The 15,083-nt window shown below is 36.5% G+C and carries 10 protein-coding genes; 7 read left to right on the forward strand and 3 right to left on the reverse strand.

Translation table 11 applies throughout. From position 1 onward, the window contains the following. Nucleotides 1-17: 17 nt before the first annotated feature. Nucleotides 18-1,802 (reverse strand): sensor histidine kinase, encoded by a 1,785-nt coding sequence (locus ACFILH_RS06530; protein ID WP_273790229.1) that lies wholly within the window; start codon nucleotides 1,800-1,802, stop codon nucleotides 18-20. A gap of 39 nt (nucleotides 1,803-1,841) precedes the next feature. Then, nucleotides 1,842-2,564: a response regulator transcription factor gene (locus tag ACFILH_RS06535; RefSeq protein ID WP_005774392.1), complete on the reverse strand. Its 723-nt coding sequence runs from the start codon at nucleotides 2,562-2,564 to the stop codon at nucleotides 1,842-1,844. Between the two features lie 386 nt (nucleotides 2,565-2,950). On the opposite strand from ACFILH_RS06535, the gene lysM reads away from it, so the two are divergent. After that, nucleotides 2,951-3,406: a peptidoglycan-binding protein LysM gene (gene lysM / locus ACFILH_RS06540; RefSeq protein ID WP_375667548.1), complete on the forward strand. Its 456-nt coding sequence runs from the start codon at nucleotides 2,951-2,953 to the stop codon at nucleotides 3,404-3,406. Nucleotides 3,407-3,527: 121 nt separating this feature from the next. On the opposite strand, the gene ACFILH_RS06545 is transcribed toward lysM, so the two are convergent. After that, entirely contained in the window at nucleotides 3,528-4,082 is a 555-nt protein-coding gene (locus tag ACFILH_RS06545) for a copper chaperone PCu(A)C (RefSeq protein ID WP_273790231.1), read from the reverse strand. Nucleotides 4,083-4,553: 471 nt separating this feature from the next. Between ACFILH_RS06545 and ACFILH_RS06550 the strand changes: the two genes are divergently transcribed. The 6 genes from ACFILH_RS06550 (at nucleotide 4,554) to lepA (ending at nucleotide 15,020) form a co-directional block, all read left to right on the forward strand. Continuing rightward, nucleotides 4,554-4,730, forward strand: a complete 177-nt coding sequence (locus ACFILH_RS06550) for a hypothetical protein (RefSeq protein ID WP_375637224.1) — start codon at nucleotides 4,554-4,556, stop codon at nucleotides 4,728-4,730. Nucleotides 4,731-5,049: 319 nt separating this feature from the next. Further along, a complete protein-coding gene (gene dnaK, locus ACFILH_RS06555) occupies nucleotides 5,050-6,942 on the forward strand; it encodes a molecular chaperone DnaK (RefSeq protein WP_273790233.1) in 1,893 nt (630 codons plus the stop codon). Nucleotides 6,943-7,100: 158 nt separating this feature from the next. Then, on the forward strand, nucleotides 7,101-8,243 hold the full coding sequence (gene dnaJ, locus ACFILH_RS06560) for a molecular chaperone DnaJ (RefSeq protein ID WP_273790234.1): 1,143 nt from the start codon (nucleotides 7,101-7,103) through the stop codon (nucleotides 8,241-8,243). Between the two features lie 1,709 nt (nucleotides 8,244-9,952). Then, nucleotides 9,953-10,858: an acetylglutamate kinase gene (argB, locus tag ACFILH_RS06565; protein WP_273790235.1), complete on the forward strand. Its 906-nt coding sequence runs from the start codon at nucleotides 9,953-9,955 to the stop codon at nucleotides 10,856-10,858. A 32-nt stretch (nucleotides 10,859-10,890) separates the two neighbouring features. Further along, a complete protein-coding gene (locus tag ACFILH_RS06570) occupies nucleotides 10,891-11,805 on the forward strand; it encodes a DMT family transporter (protein WP_375666839.1) in 915 nt (304 codons plus the stop codon). A gap of 1,409 nt (nucleotides 11,806-13,214) precedes the next feature. Beyond that, complete coding sequence (gene lepA / locus ACFILH_RS06575) at nucleotides 13,215-15,020, forward strand: translation elongation factor 4 (protein WP_375643000.1); 1,806 nt, start codon at nucleotides 13,215-13,217, stop codon at nucleotides 15,018-15,020. Nucleotides 15,021-15,083 lie beyond the last annotated feature (63 nt).

Here is a 15,083-nt window from a genome sequence, read left to right on the forward strand (position 1 = left end):
TACTTTGGATAAAAGATTTATTTAGCAAGCGGAAGCATAATAGTAAAACGTGCACCAGTTTTACACTTCCCAAGTGTAGGATCAATAATATTTTCGGCTGTAATTGTCCCATTATGAGCTTCGATGATTTGCCGACTAATAGAAAGGCCAAGTCCAGAGTTTTGCCCAAAAGCATCTTCATTTGGTCGATCTGTATAAAAACGTTCAAAAATGCGTTCAATATTTTCTGAACGAATACCTGGGCCATTATCTTCAATGGTTAAAATAAGGGTTGAAGCATGACTTTTCATAGTAATGCAAATTTTGCCACGATTCCGAGGAATAAAAGAACGCGCATTTTCAAGAAGATTTGAAATCACTTGTCCTAAACGGAGTTCGTGTCCCAATACAAGATAGGCTTTTCCATGAGGACGTGGGACAATATTAAGGCTTATATCAATGGTTTGCGTATTACGATACACTTCCTGAACAGCATGAACAAGACTTTCCAAAAGCGGTGTCATATCAACAATCTCTGCGGTTTCTCGTGCAAGCTCTGCATCGAGCCGTGATGCATCAGAAATATCTGTAATCAACCGATCAAGGCGGCGCACATCATGTTGAATAATTTCAAGCAATTTCTCTTGTGCTTCTTCATTTTTAGCCAGAGGGAGCGTTTCAACAGCACTGCGTAGAGAGGTGAGAGGATTTTTTAATTCGTGGCTTACATCAGCAGCAAAGCGTTCAATGGCTTCAATACGCATATAAAGGGCATTGGTCATATCACGAATAGAAGTTGAAAGGTGACCAATTTCATCTTCACGCATTGAAAAATCAGGAATTTCTACACGCTGATTATTGCCATTACGCACTCGATTAGCCGAGGCAGATAATTTACTTAATGGATGGGCAATCGTATGGGCCAAAAAGAGAGAAAGAACCAAAAGTACGCTACCTACAACGGCAAAAACTTTAAAGATAACCAGTCTTTCGCCTTTTACAATGTTATCAATATCGGAACCAGTGGTTGAAAGAAGAAGAGCTCCAACCACTGCGCGATAGCGTTGAACAGGAACGGCAACAGAAACAATTAATTGCCCTTGTCTGTTGCGTCTTTTTGCCGTAGCAAGAGATCCGTTTAATGCGCGGTACACTTCTGGATAAGCAATACCACTGGTTTTTGTTTGTTCTCTGTCAAGAGCAATACCTTTACCATAAAATGCGCTTGAATACCATGAAGTAAGGCGATCCCACATGTTTTGTTCTGTTTTAAGTGGGGGTAAATCATAACTAAAAACTTCTCCACTAGAATAAAGAACGCGCGAATCAAGAAGGAGAGTAGCATCACGATCATAGATACGTGCTCTTGTCGTTTTAGGTGTGATGAGACGCCGTAAAAGAGGGGCAACTTGCTCAGGGTTAATAGGAAAATCCCAAGAATCGGTTGATTGAGGGGCTGGTGTAACGCTTTCACCAGTCTGTAACTCTAAGAGTTTTTGGGGATCAATGAGGATAGAATTTGTATCTACTGTTGCAGAAGCAGCAATAGCCCCAGCAATAATTTTTCCTTGGGTACATAAACTTTTAATTTTTGCTTCAATTAAACCATCGCGAAATTGGTTAAGGTATAAAATGCCTGTAACTAAAACGGCAAGGGCAGCAATGTTTAATATAACAATGCGACGTGTAAGGCTGGAAAAAAGCAATTGTCTAAAGAGACGTTGTATTCGAAGATGCAAACGAGAAAACATAAGAAATGGCGTTGAGGATGTACCATTAACGGTTGTTTTTTGTAAAGTTTCCAGTTGAGAATTGTCTGTCATCGATTTGATTGCCGTTCAAATTTTTGCGACAAAGTAGTTTTATACCTCGTGGAAACGATAACCTACACCATAAAGTGTTTCAATCATTGCAAAATCATCATCCACTTGTTTAAACTTTTTACGCAGACGTTTAATGTGACTATCAATGGTGCGATCATCTACGTAGACTTGATCACTATAGGCAGCATCCATTAAAGCATCACGACTTTTTACAACTCCTGGTCTTTGTGCTAAGGTTTGCAGAATCAAAAATTCCGTAACGGTTAAAATAACAGGTTTATCTTTCCATGTACAGGTATGGCGTTCTTGATCCATCACAAGATCTCCACGTTTGAGAGAAGAGGTGGAAGAAGTTCCTGTAGAAAGCGGTTGGTTACGTGCATTAGAACGGCGCAAAATAGCTTTCACGCGTTCAATAAGAAGACGTTGGGAGAAAGGTTTAGTAATAAAATCATCAGCTCCCATTTTGAGACCAAATAATTCATCAATTTCATCATCTTTAGAGGTGAGAAAAATAACTGGAAGATCAGATTTTTGACGCAAACGACGCAAAAGTTCCATCCCATCCATTCGGGGCATTTTAATATCAAAAATAGCTAAGTGTGGAGGGTGAAGTGTGAGACCCTTGAGTGCAGATGCTCCATCTGTATAGCTTTCAACCCGATATCCTTCTGTCTCAAGCGCAAAAGATAAAGATGTCAAAATATTGCGATCATCATCAACAAGTACAATCGTTTGTGTGATTGTTGGTGTATCTTTCATGGTTTCTTAGACCTTTCTATTGCTGTGGTAGCAAATTACCCACACTTATTTATATGGGAGTTCATATTTTTTTTGCAAAACAAATATGATACAAATTGTAGCAAAGTAAAAAACCTTTTGTCATTACTGTAAAATCTTGTTTTGCTTTCATAATTTATAATGTTTCTATGTCTATTAAGATCCCTTCATTTGAGAGAAAATTTTCATAAAGGCTTTTTTTATCAAGGTTTATTACAAAGTTTATTATTGTATTTGTCTCATAATTGAACAGATGTAGTTTTGATTGTTGAAGTTTAGAAAATCTGCCTATGTGTTTTAAGAGCAAAGAAAAGAATGTGGCAATATATGCACAAAAATTTGTTTCTGCTACACGAAAGGAGGTCGTAATGGGATTTTTTAATTTTATTAAAACTGTAGGGGAAAAGTTAGGTATTGGGGACCATGAACCAAAAGAAAAAGATTTTAAAAGAGCATTTGATGATTTTCAACTCGGTACAGAAAAAGTCAATATTCAAGTTGAAGACGGTAAAGCTATTTTAAGCGGTGAAGTTCCAGATAGGGAAACACTTGAAAAAGCACTGCTGGTTGTTGGCAATGCACAAGGTATCTCTTCTGTAGATGTTGATCAATTAAAGGTTATAGATACAACGCCTAGAAAAACTTCTCGCTTTTATGAGGTTAAATCTGGTGATAATCTTTGGAAAATTGCTGAAGAGGTTTATGGAAAAGGGCAAGGTAATAAAAACACATTTATTTTTGAAGCCAATAAGCCAATGCTAAAATCTCCCGATAAAATTTATCCTGGACAAGTTTTACGTATTCCTGAAATTGACCATAGTTAATTCATCAAAGAGGATAATTTTTTACTGATGGCATTAAACAAAAAATAAAGGAGCGTAAAAAAAATTCACGCTCCTTCATTTTATAAAGTGTGTATTTATTGTGTATTTATATAAAAGGAGCTTAGTGAACAAGAGAGGATTTAGAAGGTGATGGTACTTTCATAGCGTTTACAGAGAAATCAACATCAATGGTTCCTGCTTTCTCAAATGTCAATTTTGCGCTAATTTTATCACCTAACTTGAATGGTTTTGAAAGCCCCATAAACATAATATGATCACCGCCAGGCTTAAGCGTGATTTCTCCATTTCCCGGAATTTCAATGCCATTGTGCATTTTTTCCATTTTCATAATATCATTAACGACAGCCATAGAGTGTATCTCTGTTGTTTTTACTCCGTTTGTGGAAATAGAAACCAAACGGTCTGGGGTATTACTGTGATTAATAATATAGAGATAACCGCTACCAACTCTTATACCTTTAGGTGTTTCTCGTGTCCAAGGATTGAGAATTTCTATGTCGCCAAGTTTATATTGCTGAGCACCTGCTGGCAGGGTTATACCAGCAAAGAGAAGAGCACACACGATATTTATGATAACCTTTTTGTATGGATATTGTGTATGGATTATATTCTTAAAGATGAGATTTGTTATTTTCTTAATAATAGATGTCATCATTGATTTACCCTCCTTCATAAGATTCACACTTTGAATATTTTTTTATTTTAGCAGAGCTTTTATTTAAAATAAAAGAAAGAAATACTAAAATGAAATTGATTTGAATATGAGAATAAAAATCATAGAATTATTTGATTTTAAAGGAAGGCAGTAAGGTTTACAACGACAACACACCTCTCAACGCTTCCGTGTTCATCTCATAAATAATATTTGTAAATGGTATAAAATCTATGATGCACTGCTATTTTGCTTAATAAATATAATATAGAACAATCATCAACCACTTTACCAATTTTAATATTATGACAGCTCTTGGCATTTTAAAGCGTTTATACAGAGGCATTTTTATATATTTTCAAAGTTCAAAATTATATAGTATAAGAAAAAACGCTTTAGGTGAGTTTAAAGCATAGATTTCAAATAACCGCAAACAATGAGACCGTTAGAAGGAGAATTTTTGAAAGGAGATCGATGGATAATACCTTTACAGATGTGAGCATTAGATATGATGATTATTTTAGTCCAAGAAAAATTTATAATATTCGTGATATAAATTATTCGCCTTTTAAAAAGCTTTTACGGGAGTATCATTTTATCAATGATGAGAAGATCAAGAGCGAGAGTGCAATCGCTCTTTTATTTTTTTAATTTTTATAGAAAGATATATTTGTTGAGAATTGCAAGAAAAATATATTATAATCTCAAGTCTCTCATAAATATGGTATTTATGGGTCATTAGAGCGCCTATTTTAAAATAAATTTTTTATTTTGGAGATGTTTCTCTCATTATTCTCTTGTAGCAATAAAAGCCTGTTCTTATATACGAGGCAGCAAGGCTTGTTGCGACTTGCAGTTTATTATTATTTATGTTGCTTGAAGCAATATACGGGCTTTAGGTGTTATGAGGAGCTATCTTAAAAAGATGCTTTATGAAGGTTGAGGTAGCTTGCTGAATGGAGATTATAATATGGCAAAAGTAATTGGTATTGATTTGGGGACAACGAACTCTTGTGTGGCTGTTATGGATGGCAAAAACGCAAAAGTTATTGAAAACTCAGAAGGAGCGCGAACAACACCTTCCGTTGTTGCCTTTACTGATGGGGGGGAGCGGCTTGTTGGGCAGCCTGCTAAACGGCAAGCGGTGACAAATCCTGAAGGGACAGTTTTTGCAGTTAAACGTTTGATAGGGCGCCGTTTTGATGACCCTATGGTTGAAAAAGATAAAGCACTTGTGCCTTATAAAATTGTTAAAGGTGACAATGGTGATGCATGGGTTGAAGAAGCGGGAAAGAAATATTCTCCGTCGCAAATTTCAGCTATGATTTTGCAAAAGATGAAGGAAACAGCAGAATCTTATCTTGGTGAAAAAGTTGAACAAGCTGTTATTACGGTTCCTGCTTATTTTAATGATGCGCAACGTCAAGCTACGAAAGACGCGGGTAAAATTGCTGGACTTGAAGTTTTACGGATTATTAATGAGCCAACTGCTGCTGCTTTAGCTTATGGTTTGGACAAAAAAGACGGAAAAACAATAGCAGTTTACGATCTTGGTGGTGGTACATTTGATATTTCAGTTCTTGAAATTGGAGATGGCGTTTTTGAAGTTAAATCAACCAATGGAGATACGTTTTTAGGTGGTGAAGACTTTGATATGCGCCTAGTTGGTTATTTTGCAGATGAATTCAAAAAAGAGCAAGGAATTGATCTGAAAAATGATAAATTAGCTTTACAGCGCTTAAAAGAAGCGGCAGAAAAAGCAAAGATTGAGCTTTCTTCGTCACAGCAAACAGAAATCAATTTACCATTTATCACGGCAGATCAATCAGGTCCCAAGCACTTAACAATGAAATTGACTCGGGCAAAATTTGAATCTCTCGTTGACGATTTAGTGCAGCGTACCATCGAGCCTTGTAAAGCTGCGTTGAAAGATGCTGGATTAAAGGCTGGTGAAATTGACGAAGTTGTTTTAGTAGGTGGTATGACACGTATGCCCAAGATTCAGCAAGTCGTGCAGAGCTTCTTTGGTAAGGATCCACACAAAGGTGTTAATCCTGATGAAGTGGTCGCAATGGGTGCTGCCATCCAAGGAGGTGTATTGCAAGGCGATGTCAAAGACGTGTTGTTGCTAGATGTAACGCCTTTATCTTTGGGTATTGAAACCTTGGGTGGGGTTTTCACACGCCTTATTGAGCGCAATACCACTATCCCAACAAAAAAATCGCAAGTTTTTTCGACAGCTGATGATAATCAGAGTGCTGTGACGATTCGTGTTTTCCAAGGTGAACGGGAAATGGCAAGTGATAATAAGTTATTGGCTCAATTTGATCTTGTTGGTATTCCTCCAGCACCACGTGGTATACCTCAAATTGAAGTTACTTTTGATATCGATGCGAATGGTATTGTTAATGTTTCGGCCAAAGATAAGGGAACAGGTAAAGAGCATCAAATTCGTATTCAGGCATCAGGTGGTTTAAGTGATGCTGATATTGAAAAAATGGTAAAGGATGCAGAAGAGCACGCGGCTGAGGATAAAAAACGCCGTGAAGGTGTTGAAGCTAGAAATCAAGCGGAGGCTCTTATTCATTCAACTGAAAAGTCGCTCAATGAATATGGCGATAAAGTATCAGCTGAAGAAAAGGGACAGATTGAAACAGCAATATCTGATTTGAAATCTGCGCTTGAAGGCAGTGATACGGAAGAAGTAACAACAAAGATGCAAAAATTAGCAGAAGTCAGTATGAAGCTTGGACAGGCTATGTACGAAGCCTCACAAGCAGCGAGCGCTGACACTGAAACAGAGGCAAAGAATGATGATGTTGTTGATGCTGATTTTGAAGAAGTTAATGATAAGAAGAAATAGTGTCAGCATATGTGTTGATTAATTGATAAACCCGGCCTTTGAAATATAAGGCTGGGCTTTATTATTTGAGATAAGTTGCAACTTTGTTGCTAAAAATATAAATTAAAAGCAATATTATCCATAAAGATGGATGACAGAAAAATTATCAGGAATACATGATGAAGGTTGACTATTATGAAATTCTTGGCGTGACTCGCGAATGTGATGATAAAAAGTTGAAATCTGCTTTTCGTAAGTTGGCAATGCAATATCATCCTGATCGCAACGCGGGGGATAAAGAGGCAGAGCGAAAATTCAAAGAAATTGGCGAAGCCTATGAAGTTCTTAAAGATCCTCAGAAGCGTGCTGCTTATGATCGATTTGGCCATGCGGCCTTTGAAAATAGCGGTGGTCAAGGGGGAGCAAATCCCTTTGGCGGTTTTGCTGCTGGTGGTGGATTTGCGGATATTTTCGAAGACTTTTTTGGTGAGATTATGGGAGGGACACACCGTAAGCGTGGTGACAGTCGCGAACGTGGTGCAGATTTGAGTTATAATATGGAAGTGACTTTAGAAGAGGCATTTTCAGGAAAAACTGCAGAAATTAATATTCCCAGTTCCGTCACGTGTGATGTTTGTGAGGGATCAGGAGCGAGAAAGGGCTCTAAGCCGCAAGTTTGTGGAATATGTCATGGATCTGGTCGTGTGCGTGCAGCACAAGGTTTCTTTTCTATTGAGCGAACATGTCCTTCATGTCATGGACGTGGTGAAACTATTACGGATCCATGCCCCAAATGTCAGGGGACACGACGCATAGAGAAAAAACGTTCATTGAGCGTAAATGTTCCAGCTGGTATTGAAGATGGAACGCGTATTCGCCTTTCTGGTGAGGGTGATGCTGGTATTCGTGGTGGCCCCAATGGTGATCTTTATATTTTCCTTTCCATTAAACCGCATGAGTTTTTTCAGCGAGAAGGAGCAGATCTTCACTGTCGCGTTCCTATTTCAATGGTAACAGCTGCTTTAGGAGGAGAGTTTGAAGTTTCCGACCTTGATGGTGTTAAAGCACGCGTTAAGATTCCAGAAGGGACACAAAATGGACGTCAATTCCGCCTTAGAGGCAAAGGTATGCCCATGTTGCGCCGTCAGCAAGCAAGGGGTGATCTTTACATCCATATCACGATTGAGACACCGCAGAAATTAACGCAAGAACAACGTGAATTGTTGCAAAAATTTGAAAAGCTCTCAAATCATGAAAATTCACCGCAATCACATGGTTTTTTTTCACGTATGAAAGAATTTTTTGAAAATATTTCTGGTTAAAATATGTGAATGTTCTCAGAATAATTAGAGAGAGCTGTAGGAAAGTTATTTTCATTAAGTTTTCTATTATCTCATTGTCTTTGAAAAGCATTTTTTCTTGAAAAGAAAAGAGAGAGACAGCTAATTTAGGATAAACTCCTGCTGCTGATAGTTTTTATATTTCATGAGTTTTATGGATAAGTCTTATTTTTGAGTGTCTATGACATTTTAAAAAGGGCTTATCCATATAAGAACGCAATTGAGTGATTGATAATAAATATTGCCAGTGTCATGATAACTGCCTTTATGCATTCAGTATTTTTTGTATTTCTTTTTAAAGGCTCTATAATAAAACTGTAAAATAGGTAGCAGCTTGCCAAGAAACGCTAAATAAGCTGTTAGGCAATCCATCTTATTTCAAATAAAGTATCAACTTCTTATAACCGATTTTATTTTTGGCATTTTTCATAGTTTTAATCACTGCTTCCTTTAAAATAAGGGTTATTTTATTTGGAATAGCTTTTACATGCCTCATCTTAGCTTTTAGCCGTAATCATGTCTTTTTAGATGCGGATTTAGTTTTGTATTTCTGATGTCATAAATACTTCTTCCAGATAATAAAAAACGCTATAATCAAGTTTATTTTGTTCCAAAGAAATTGTGGAATGAGATAATGTGTGTTTAATGCTAAAGAAGACATAACAAAACACGTTTTGAGGTATTCTATGTATCTCTCTTGTAGGGAAACAGATTCGATGGAATTCACTTAATTGAATTTATTGGCATAATAAAAAGTTGGTGGGAAGATAGAGGAAGTTACCTTTAAAAAGAAAAAATAAATACAATAAAAAAATAGCACAATATGCTTAGAAAACAGCACGATATATTATTGAAATTGTTAGTGATATGGAAAGAGAAATTTACGAAATGAATCTTTTTTCATAAAATAACATAATTAAAATAATACATTAAAAGAATTAACAATTCTAAAAAACATTGAATAATTCAAGCATGTATCGCTATGCAGAAAGAAAAACTTAATGACCGATCATGAAAAATGAGAAGTTTTATAAAACCTTACGAAGAGAGTAATCTAAACAATTAAATGCTTTTACGAAGATGCTTTTGAGGAGCTATCATAATATATGGATAATGTTGCAAAGCCTTTTTTCGATTTTACGATATAAAAAGATAAATTATTATTATAAATCAACTTATTATGATTCTCCATGAGGAGCGTTCAATCGACATTTCCTCATGTTTAATGATTGAGAAAAAGTCAAATTTTTAAAACCAAAGTTATAGTTTATTGGGATAAGCTATAAAGCAGTTGAGTGATTTCTTATCTTAGGAATATGTTAATTTTATTATTATAAGAAACTTTATTTTTATCTTACAAAATCAATGGTTGTATATATTCCTATTCATTGTTAAGTATCCATAGGGATAAAATAATGAGTTGAATGTGCAGCGTAGCTTCAAAATTTTGCTTTTCAATTTTATATATAAGATCATAAAATAATGACGTTTTTTTACGCCTATTTTGTTTAATTTTTCGCTGTCAATTTTTAAAGGAAGCTTTTGTATTTCATTTCGCTATTCCTTTTTCGTAATTTAGAGGAAAATTGACGATTTTCAGGGGGGTGGGTAGAGTAAAGTTTGGTTTTATTGTTTTCACTTTTCCTAAATTTCATTAAGAGATGGTAAAAAGTGATGAGGAGGCTCTATTGATGGATGATGCTAAAAACGGTGATGTAGATGTTTTGGAAAAACAAGCAGCATTTTTATCGTCTGCTTTACCCTATATGCAAAAATATGAAAATGAAACGGTCGTGGTAAAATATGGCGGCCATGCTATGGGTGATCCTGCTTTGGGGCGAGCATTTGCGCGTGATATTGCTCTATTAAAGCAATCGGGGATTAATCCTGTTGTTGTTCATGGTGGTGGGCCTCAAATTGCTGAAATTTTAATGAAAATGGGGATTGAATCGCGATTTGAAAACGGATTACGGGTAACCGATGAGCGGATCGTTGAAGTGGTTGAAATGGTTTTAGCGGGTTCCATAAATAAAGAAATTGTTGCTCTCATCAATGCTGAGGGAGAATGGGCAATAGGATTATGCGGCAAGGATGGCAATATGGTTTTTGCCGAAAAGGCTTATAAAACTGTCATTGATCCTGATTCGCATATTGAACGTGTTTTAGATTTGGGGTTTGTTGGTGAGCCTGTTGAAGTTGACCGCACATTGCTAGATCTTTTAGCATGTTCTGAAATGATACCGGTTCTTGCTCCTGTGGCTCCAGGACGCGATGGTAAAACTTATAATATTAATGCTGATATTTTTGCTGGAGCTATTGCTGGTGCATTAGAGGCTAAACGCCTTTTATTTCTCACTGATGTTCCTGGTGTTTTGGATAACCAGGGTAAACTTTTAAAAGAATTGACAGTTTCTGAAGCTGAGAAATTTATTAAAAATGGGACAATTTCAGGAGGCATGATTCCAAAAGTAGAGACTTGTATAAAAGCCCTTCAAAATGGCGTGGAAGGTGTTGTCATTTTAAATGGTAAAACTCCTCATTCTGTTTTACTAGAGCTGTTTACCGAACAGGGAGTTGGAACGCTTATTGTTTCATAAATTGTGGGGAAAATTGGAAGAGAAAGTTTTTCATGGTGAATCTAAAACAGTTTAAATATCCTTTATTAAGTAAGCCAGAATTGGCAATATTTACTGCGACAATATTGTGGGGCGTTACATTTTTAGTCATTCACATTGCGGTACGCTATAGTGGTCCTCTGTTTTTTGTTGGATTTCGTTTTATTGTTGCATCTCTTATATGTGGGGTAATTTTTTGGCGCTCTATAAAAGGTATAACTGTTTATGAAGTTTTCGCTGGGATGGCGATAGGTTTAGCCATGTTTTTTGGTTATGCTTTTCAAGCAGCTGGACTTCAAACAATTATTAGTAGTCAGTCAGCTTTTATCACAGCGCTTTATGTACCGATGGTTCCAATTTTGCAATGGATTGTTTTTAAAAAACCTCCCCGTTTAGCTTGTTGGATTGGTATTATTTTCGCTTTTATTGGGCTTGTATTTATTTCAGGACAAAAGCCGGGAAATTTTGATTTTTCAAAAGGCGAAATTTTAACTTTGTTAGGCGCTTTAGCGATTGCTGGAGAAGTCATACTCATCGGAATTTTTGCGAACAAGGTTGATAGTCGGCGTGTAACCATTATTCAGTTATTTTTTAGTGGTTTGTTTTCATTTGCTTGTATGCCTTTGATGGGTGAAAGCATCCCTGAATTTTCGTGGGTGTGGTTTAATATTGGTATAGGATTGGCATTAATGAGTGCCATCATTCAATTAGCTATGAATTGGGCACAAAAGTCTATTTCCCCTACGCGTGCGACACTCATTTACGCAGGTGAACCGGTATGGGCTGGTATTGTTGGGCGTTTGGCTGGCGAACATTTATCTCCCTTAGCTTTATTGGGCGGTTTGCTTATTCTGATTGGGATAATTGTGGCTGAATTACAACCTTCACAATGGCGTAAAAAAAATAAAGCAATTAAAAAAATTGATTAGCTATACATTTTTTTATTATGATTTTATTGCATGAGATTTTTGCTTGTAGAGTTTTCATTTTTGAAGCTTTTTTAATATTAAGATGATTAAGAAGTTCTATAAGTTATTCCAGCTTTTGCATGTATCTGTTTGCCTAACTTCTGAAACGGGAAGACAACCTTTATTGAGCCAAAGCATGAGGTGATATAAAGGTAAAAATTAACGCTCATCTTTACGATCATGTTTAAATTTGGCTTTAACAACTTTCAAAAACATCTACGGTAATGTTTTTGAATAATGAGAATTACGCACTGTCGCACGTTATTTCTTTTGTCCTTTAATAGAGTTACGCTTCTCATGCAAAATAGAACGCCCAAAGTATCCCCATAACAAAGCGTTTTTTAAAAGATAATTTTCTCAATATACATCATATTCATTGACAGTCCGCATGAAGTATAGAAAAACCACAGAGCATTATCATTTTACTTAAAATAAAGGGCACTAGCATTTTCTTTATCAGTTCTCAATATTATGATAGCCTTTGGCATTTGAAAGAGAGAGGCATTTTTACTCATTTCTTAAACGTTTTTATCCATACACTAGCTCTGTTTTATAATGGGGAAGCAAAAAATTTATTGATTCATTATGAGAAGATTTAAAATGAGAGAGGCTCGCGATATTCAGAGTTTTAATTTAAATCGCAAAACAATAAACGATCATTATAAATCAATGTGTTATCCAATGAATCGAAGAGGATTGGTGTGCTTTATGTTTAATGGAGGAAGGAAGGAGTTATATAAAAACATGACTCAATAGAGCATATTTCTAAAGTTTTAAAAATTGAGAAGAAACTCCCGCGATATTCATATTATTTTATATAAGATTACTAAAAAAGAAGATTATTGCGTACAAATAAAAAAGCATTTCTTGCGAATTTATTGCAAGCCTAAGTGATATACACGCCCATCATATAAATATGATAATACATTGATTTATAATTATAATATAGCACTATTCACATTGAATTAGAACCCTGAATACCGTAAAATTTTCTCACGTCAAATCATTTTCATGTTAAATCAATCCAAATCACTTGCTTACACATCACAAGTGGGTGGGGGGCATGTGGGTAAAGACTGTACAAGAAAGGCATATCTCTTATAAACTTTTTCAAGTGTAAAGGATCGTCGTAATATTGGAGGCTGGCAAAGTGTGTGATGGTGCCGGCTTACTACAGCATATGAGTTATCAAATAAGATGTGAAAGGATCATTTTAGCACCCTTGGATTTAATTTAGCAAACAAAAGCCTCATTTTTTAGGCTATAAAAAGTTGTGTTTTGAGAAGCTTTTTAGGTTTATATTATTTTGATAGAAGCCGGAACATAATTGGTCTTTGCGTTTTGTATTATTCTTTGCTAAATCGCCTTATATGACAATAGATCGTAATTATATTCGTAATTTTTCCATCGTGGCGCATATTGATCACGGCAAATCAACTTTAGCTGATCGTTTGATTCAAATAACAGGTGGGCTTGATACACGTGAGATGAAAGAACAAGTACTCGATTCCATGGATATTGAGCGTGAACGTGGAATTACTATTAAAGCACAAACGGTACGTTTACACTATAAGGCAAAGAATGGTGAAACCTATATTTTAAATCTTATGGATACACCTGGTCATGTGGATTTTGCTTATGAGGTTTCGCGTTCATTGGCAGCTTGTGAAGGTTCTCTGTTGGTGGTGGATGCGAGCCAAGGCGTAGAGGCGCAGACGTTAGCAAATGTTTATCAAGCCATTGATAATTCCCATGAGTTGGTTGTTGTTCTCAATAAAGTTGATCTTCCAGCAGCAGAACCTGAGCGTGTTAAAGAACAAATTGAAGATGTAATAGGCATTGATACATCTCAAGCAGTAGAAATATCAGCAAAAACAGGTTTGGGTGTTCCTGATGTTTTGGAGGCAATTGTTGCACAATTACCACCTCCACATATAGGCGATGTTGCAAATCCCTTGAAAGCAATGTTGGTTGATAGCTGGTATGATGCATATCTTGGTGTTATTGTTTTGGTACGGGTGATAGATGGTATTTTAAAAAAAGGCCAAACCATTCGTATGATGGGTACAGGAGCAAAATATCCAGTTGAGCGCGTTGGGGTTTTTACACCTAAAATGGTACAGGTTGATGAATTAGGACCGGGCGAGATTGGTTTTATCACTGCTTCTATCAAAGAGGTAGCAGATACACGGGTTGGGGATACGATTACTGAAGAGCGCCGTCCTTGTGAAAATGCTTTACCTGGTTTTAAGCCTGCGCAACCGGTTGTCTTTTGTGGACTTTTTCCAATTGATGCTGCCGATTTTGATGATTTGCGTGCAGCCATGGGCAAATTACGCTTAAATGATGCGAGTTTTTCTTTTGAAATGGAAACATCTGCGGCTTTGGGGTTTGGTTTTCGCTGTGGATTTTTGGGACTTCTGCATCTTGAAATTATTCAAGAGCGATTAGAGCGTGAGTTTAATTTGGATTTAATCGCGACAGCACCTTCGGTTGTTTATCGCATGAATATGAATGATGGTTCTGTTAAAGAGTTGCACAATCCAGCGGATATGCCTGATGTGGTTAAAATTTCTTCCATAGAAGAACCGTGGATTCGGGCGACAATCATGACTCCTGATAATTATCTTGGGTCAATTTTAGAACTATGCCAAGAGCGGCGCGGGGTACAGGTTGGTTTGTCCTATGTTGGAACCCGTGCTATGGTAACGTATGATTTACCACTGAATGAAGTTGTTTTTGATTTTTATGACCGGCTAAAATCAATCTCAAAGGGTTATGCTTCTTTTGATTATCAAATGACAGATTATGCAGAAGGTGATTTAGTTAAAATGTCTATTTTGGTGAATGGAGAGCCTATTGATGCATTATCGATGCTTGTTCACCGCACGATTGCAGAAAAGCGCGGGCGTTCCATGTGTGAAAAACTGAAAGATCTTATTCCCCAGCATATGTTTCAGATTCCAGTTCAAGCGGCTATTGGTGGTAAAGTTATAGCGCGCGAAACGATTCGTGCTTTGCGTAAAGATGTAACAGCGAAATGTTACGGGGGTGATGTTACGCGTAAGCGCAAACTTTTGGAAAAGCAAAAAGAAGGCAAAAAGCGGATGCGCCAATTTGGAAAAGTAGAAATTCCACAATCAGCATTTATTCAAGCGCTCAAAATGAACAAATAATGAAAAAAGGAGTATTTTCTCTCATTGATTGCGCTTTTGCTTTTGTCGATTGGTTCAGGTGTT

The organism is Bartonella sp. CL435QHHD (genome assembly GCF_042195095.1).
GTDB lineage: Bacteria > Pseudomonadota > Alphaproteobacteria > Rhizobiales > Rhizobiaceae > Bartonella.

Excerpts from the sequence above, each read along its gene's own strand:
- lepA (WP_375643000.1), top strand. The coding sequence starts at position 13,215 with ATGACAATAGATCGTAATTATATTCGTAATTTTTCCATCGTGGCGCAT.
- ACFILH_RS06530 (WP_273790229.1), bottom strand. The coding sequence starts at position 1,802 with ATGACAGACAATTCTCAACTGGAAACTTTACAAAAAACAACCGTTAAT.
- ACFILH_RS06535 (WP_005774392.1), bottom strand. The coding sequence starts at position 2,564 with ATGAAAGATACACCAACAATCACACAAACGATTGTACTTGTTGATGAT.
- ACFILH_RS06545 (WP_273790231.1), bottom strand. The coding sequence starts at position 4,082 with ATGATGACATCTATTATTAAGAAAATAACAAATCTCATCTTTAAGAAT.
- argB (WP_273790235.1), top strand. The coding sequence starts at position 9,953 with ATGGATGATGCTAAAAACGGTGATGTAGATGTTTTGGAAAAACAAGCA.
- lysM (WP_375667548.1), top strand. The coding sequence starts at position 2,951 with ATGGGATTTTTTAATTTTATTAAAACTGTAGGGGAAAAGTTAGGTATT.
- dnaJ (WP_273790234.1), top strand. The coding sequence starts at position 7,101 with ATGAAGGTTGACTATTATGAAATTCTTGGCGTGACTCGCGAATGTGAT.
- dnaK (WP_273790233.1), top strand. The coding sequence starts at position 5,050 with ATGGCAAAAGTAATTGGTATTGATTTGGGGACAACGAACTCTTGTGTG.
- ACFILH_RS06570 (WP_375666839.1), top strand. The coding sequence starts at position 10,891 with ATGGTGAATCTAAAACAGTTTAAATATCCTTTATTAAGTAAGCCAGAA.
- ACFILH_RS06550 (WP_375637224.1), top strand. The coding sequence starts at position 4,554 with ATGGATAATACCTTTACAGATGTGAGCATTAGATATGATGATTATTTT.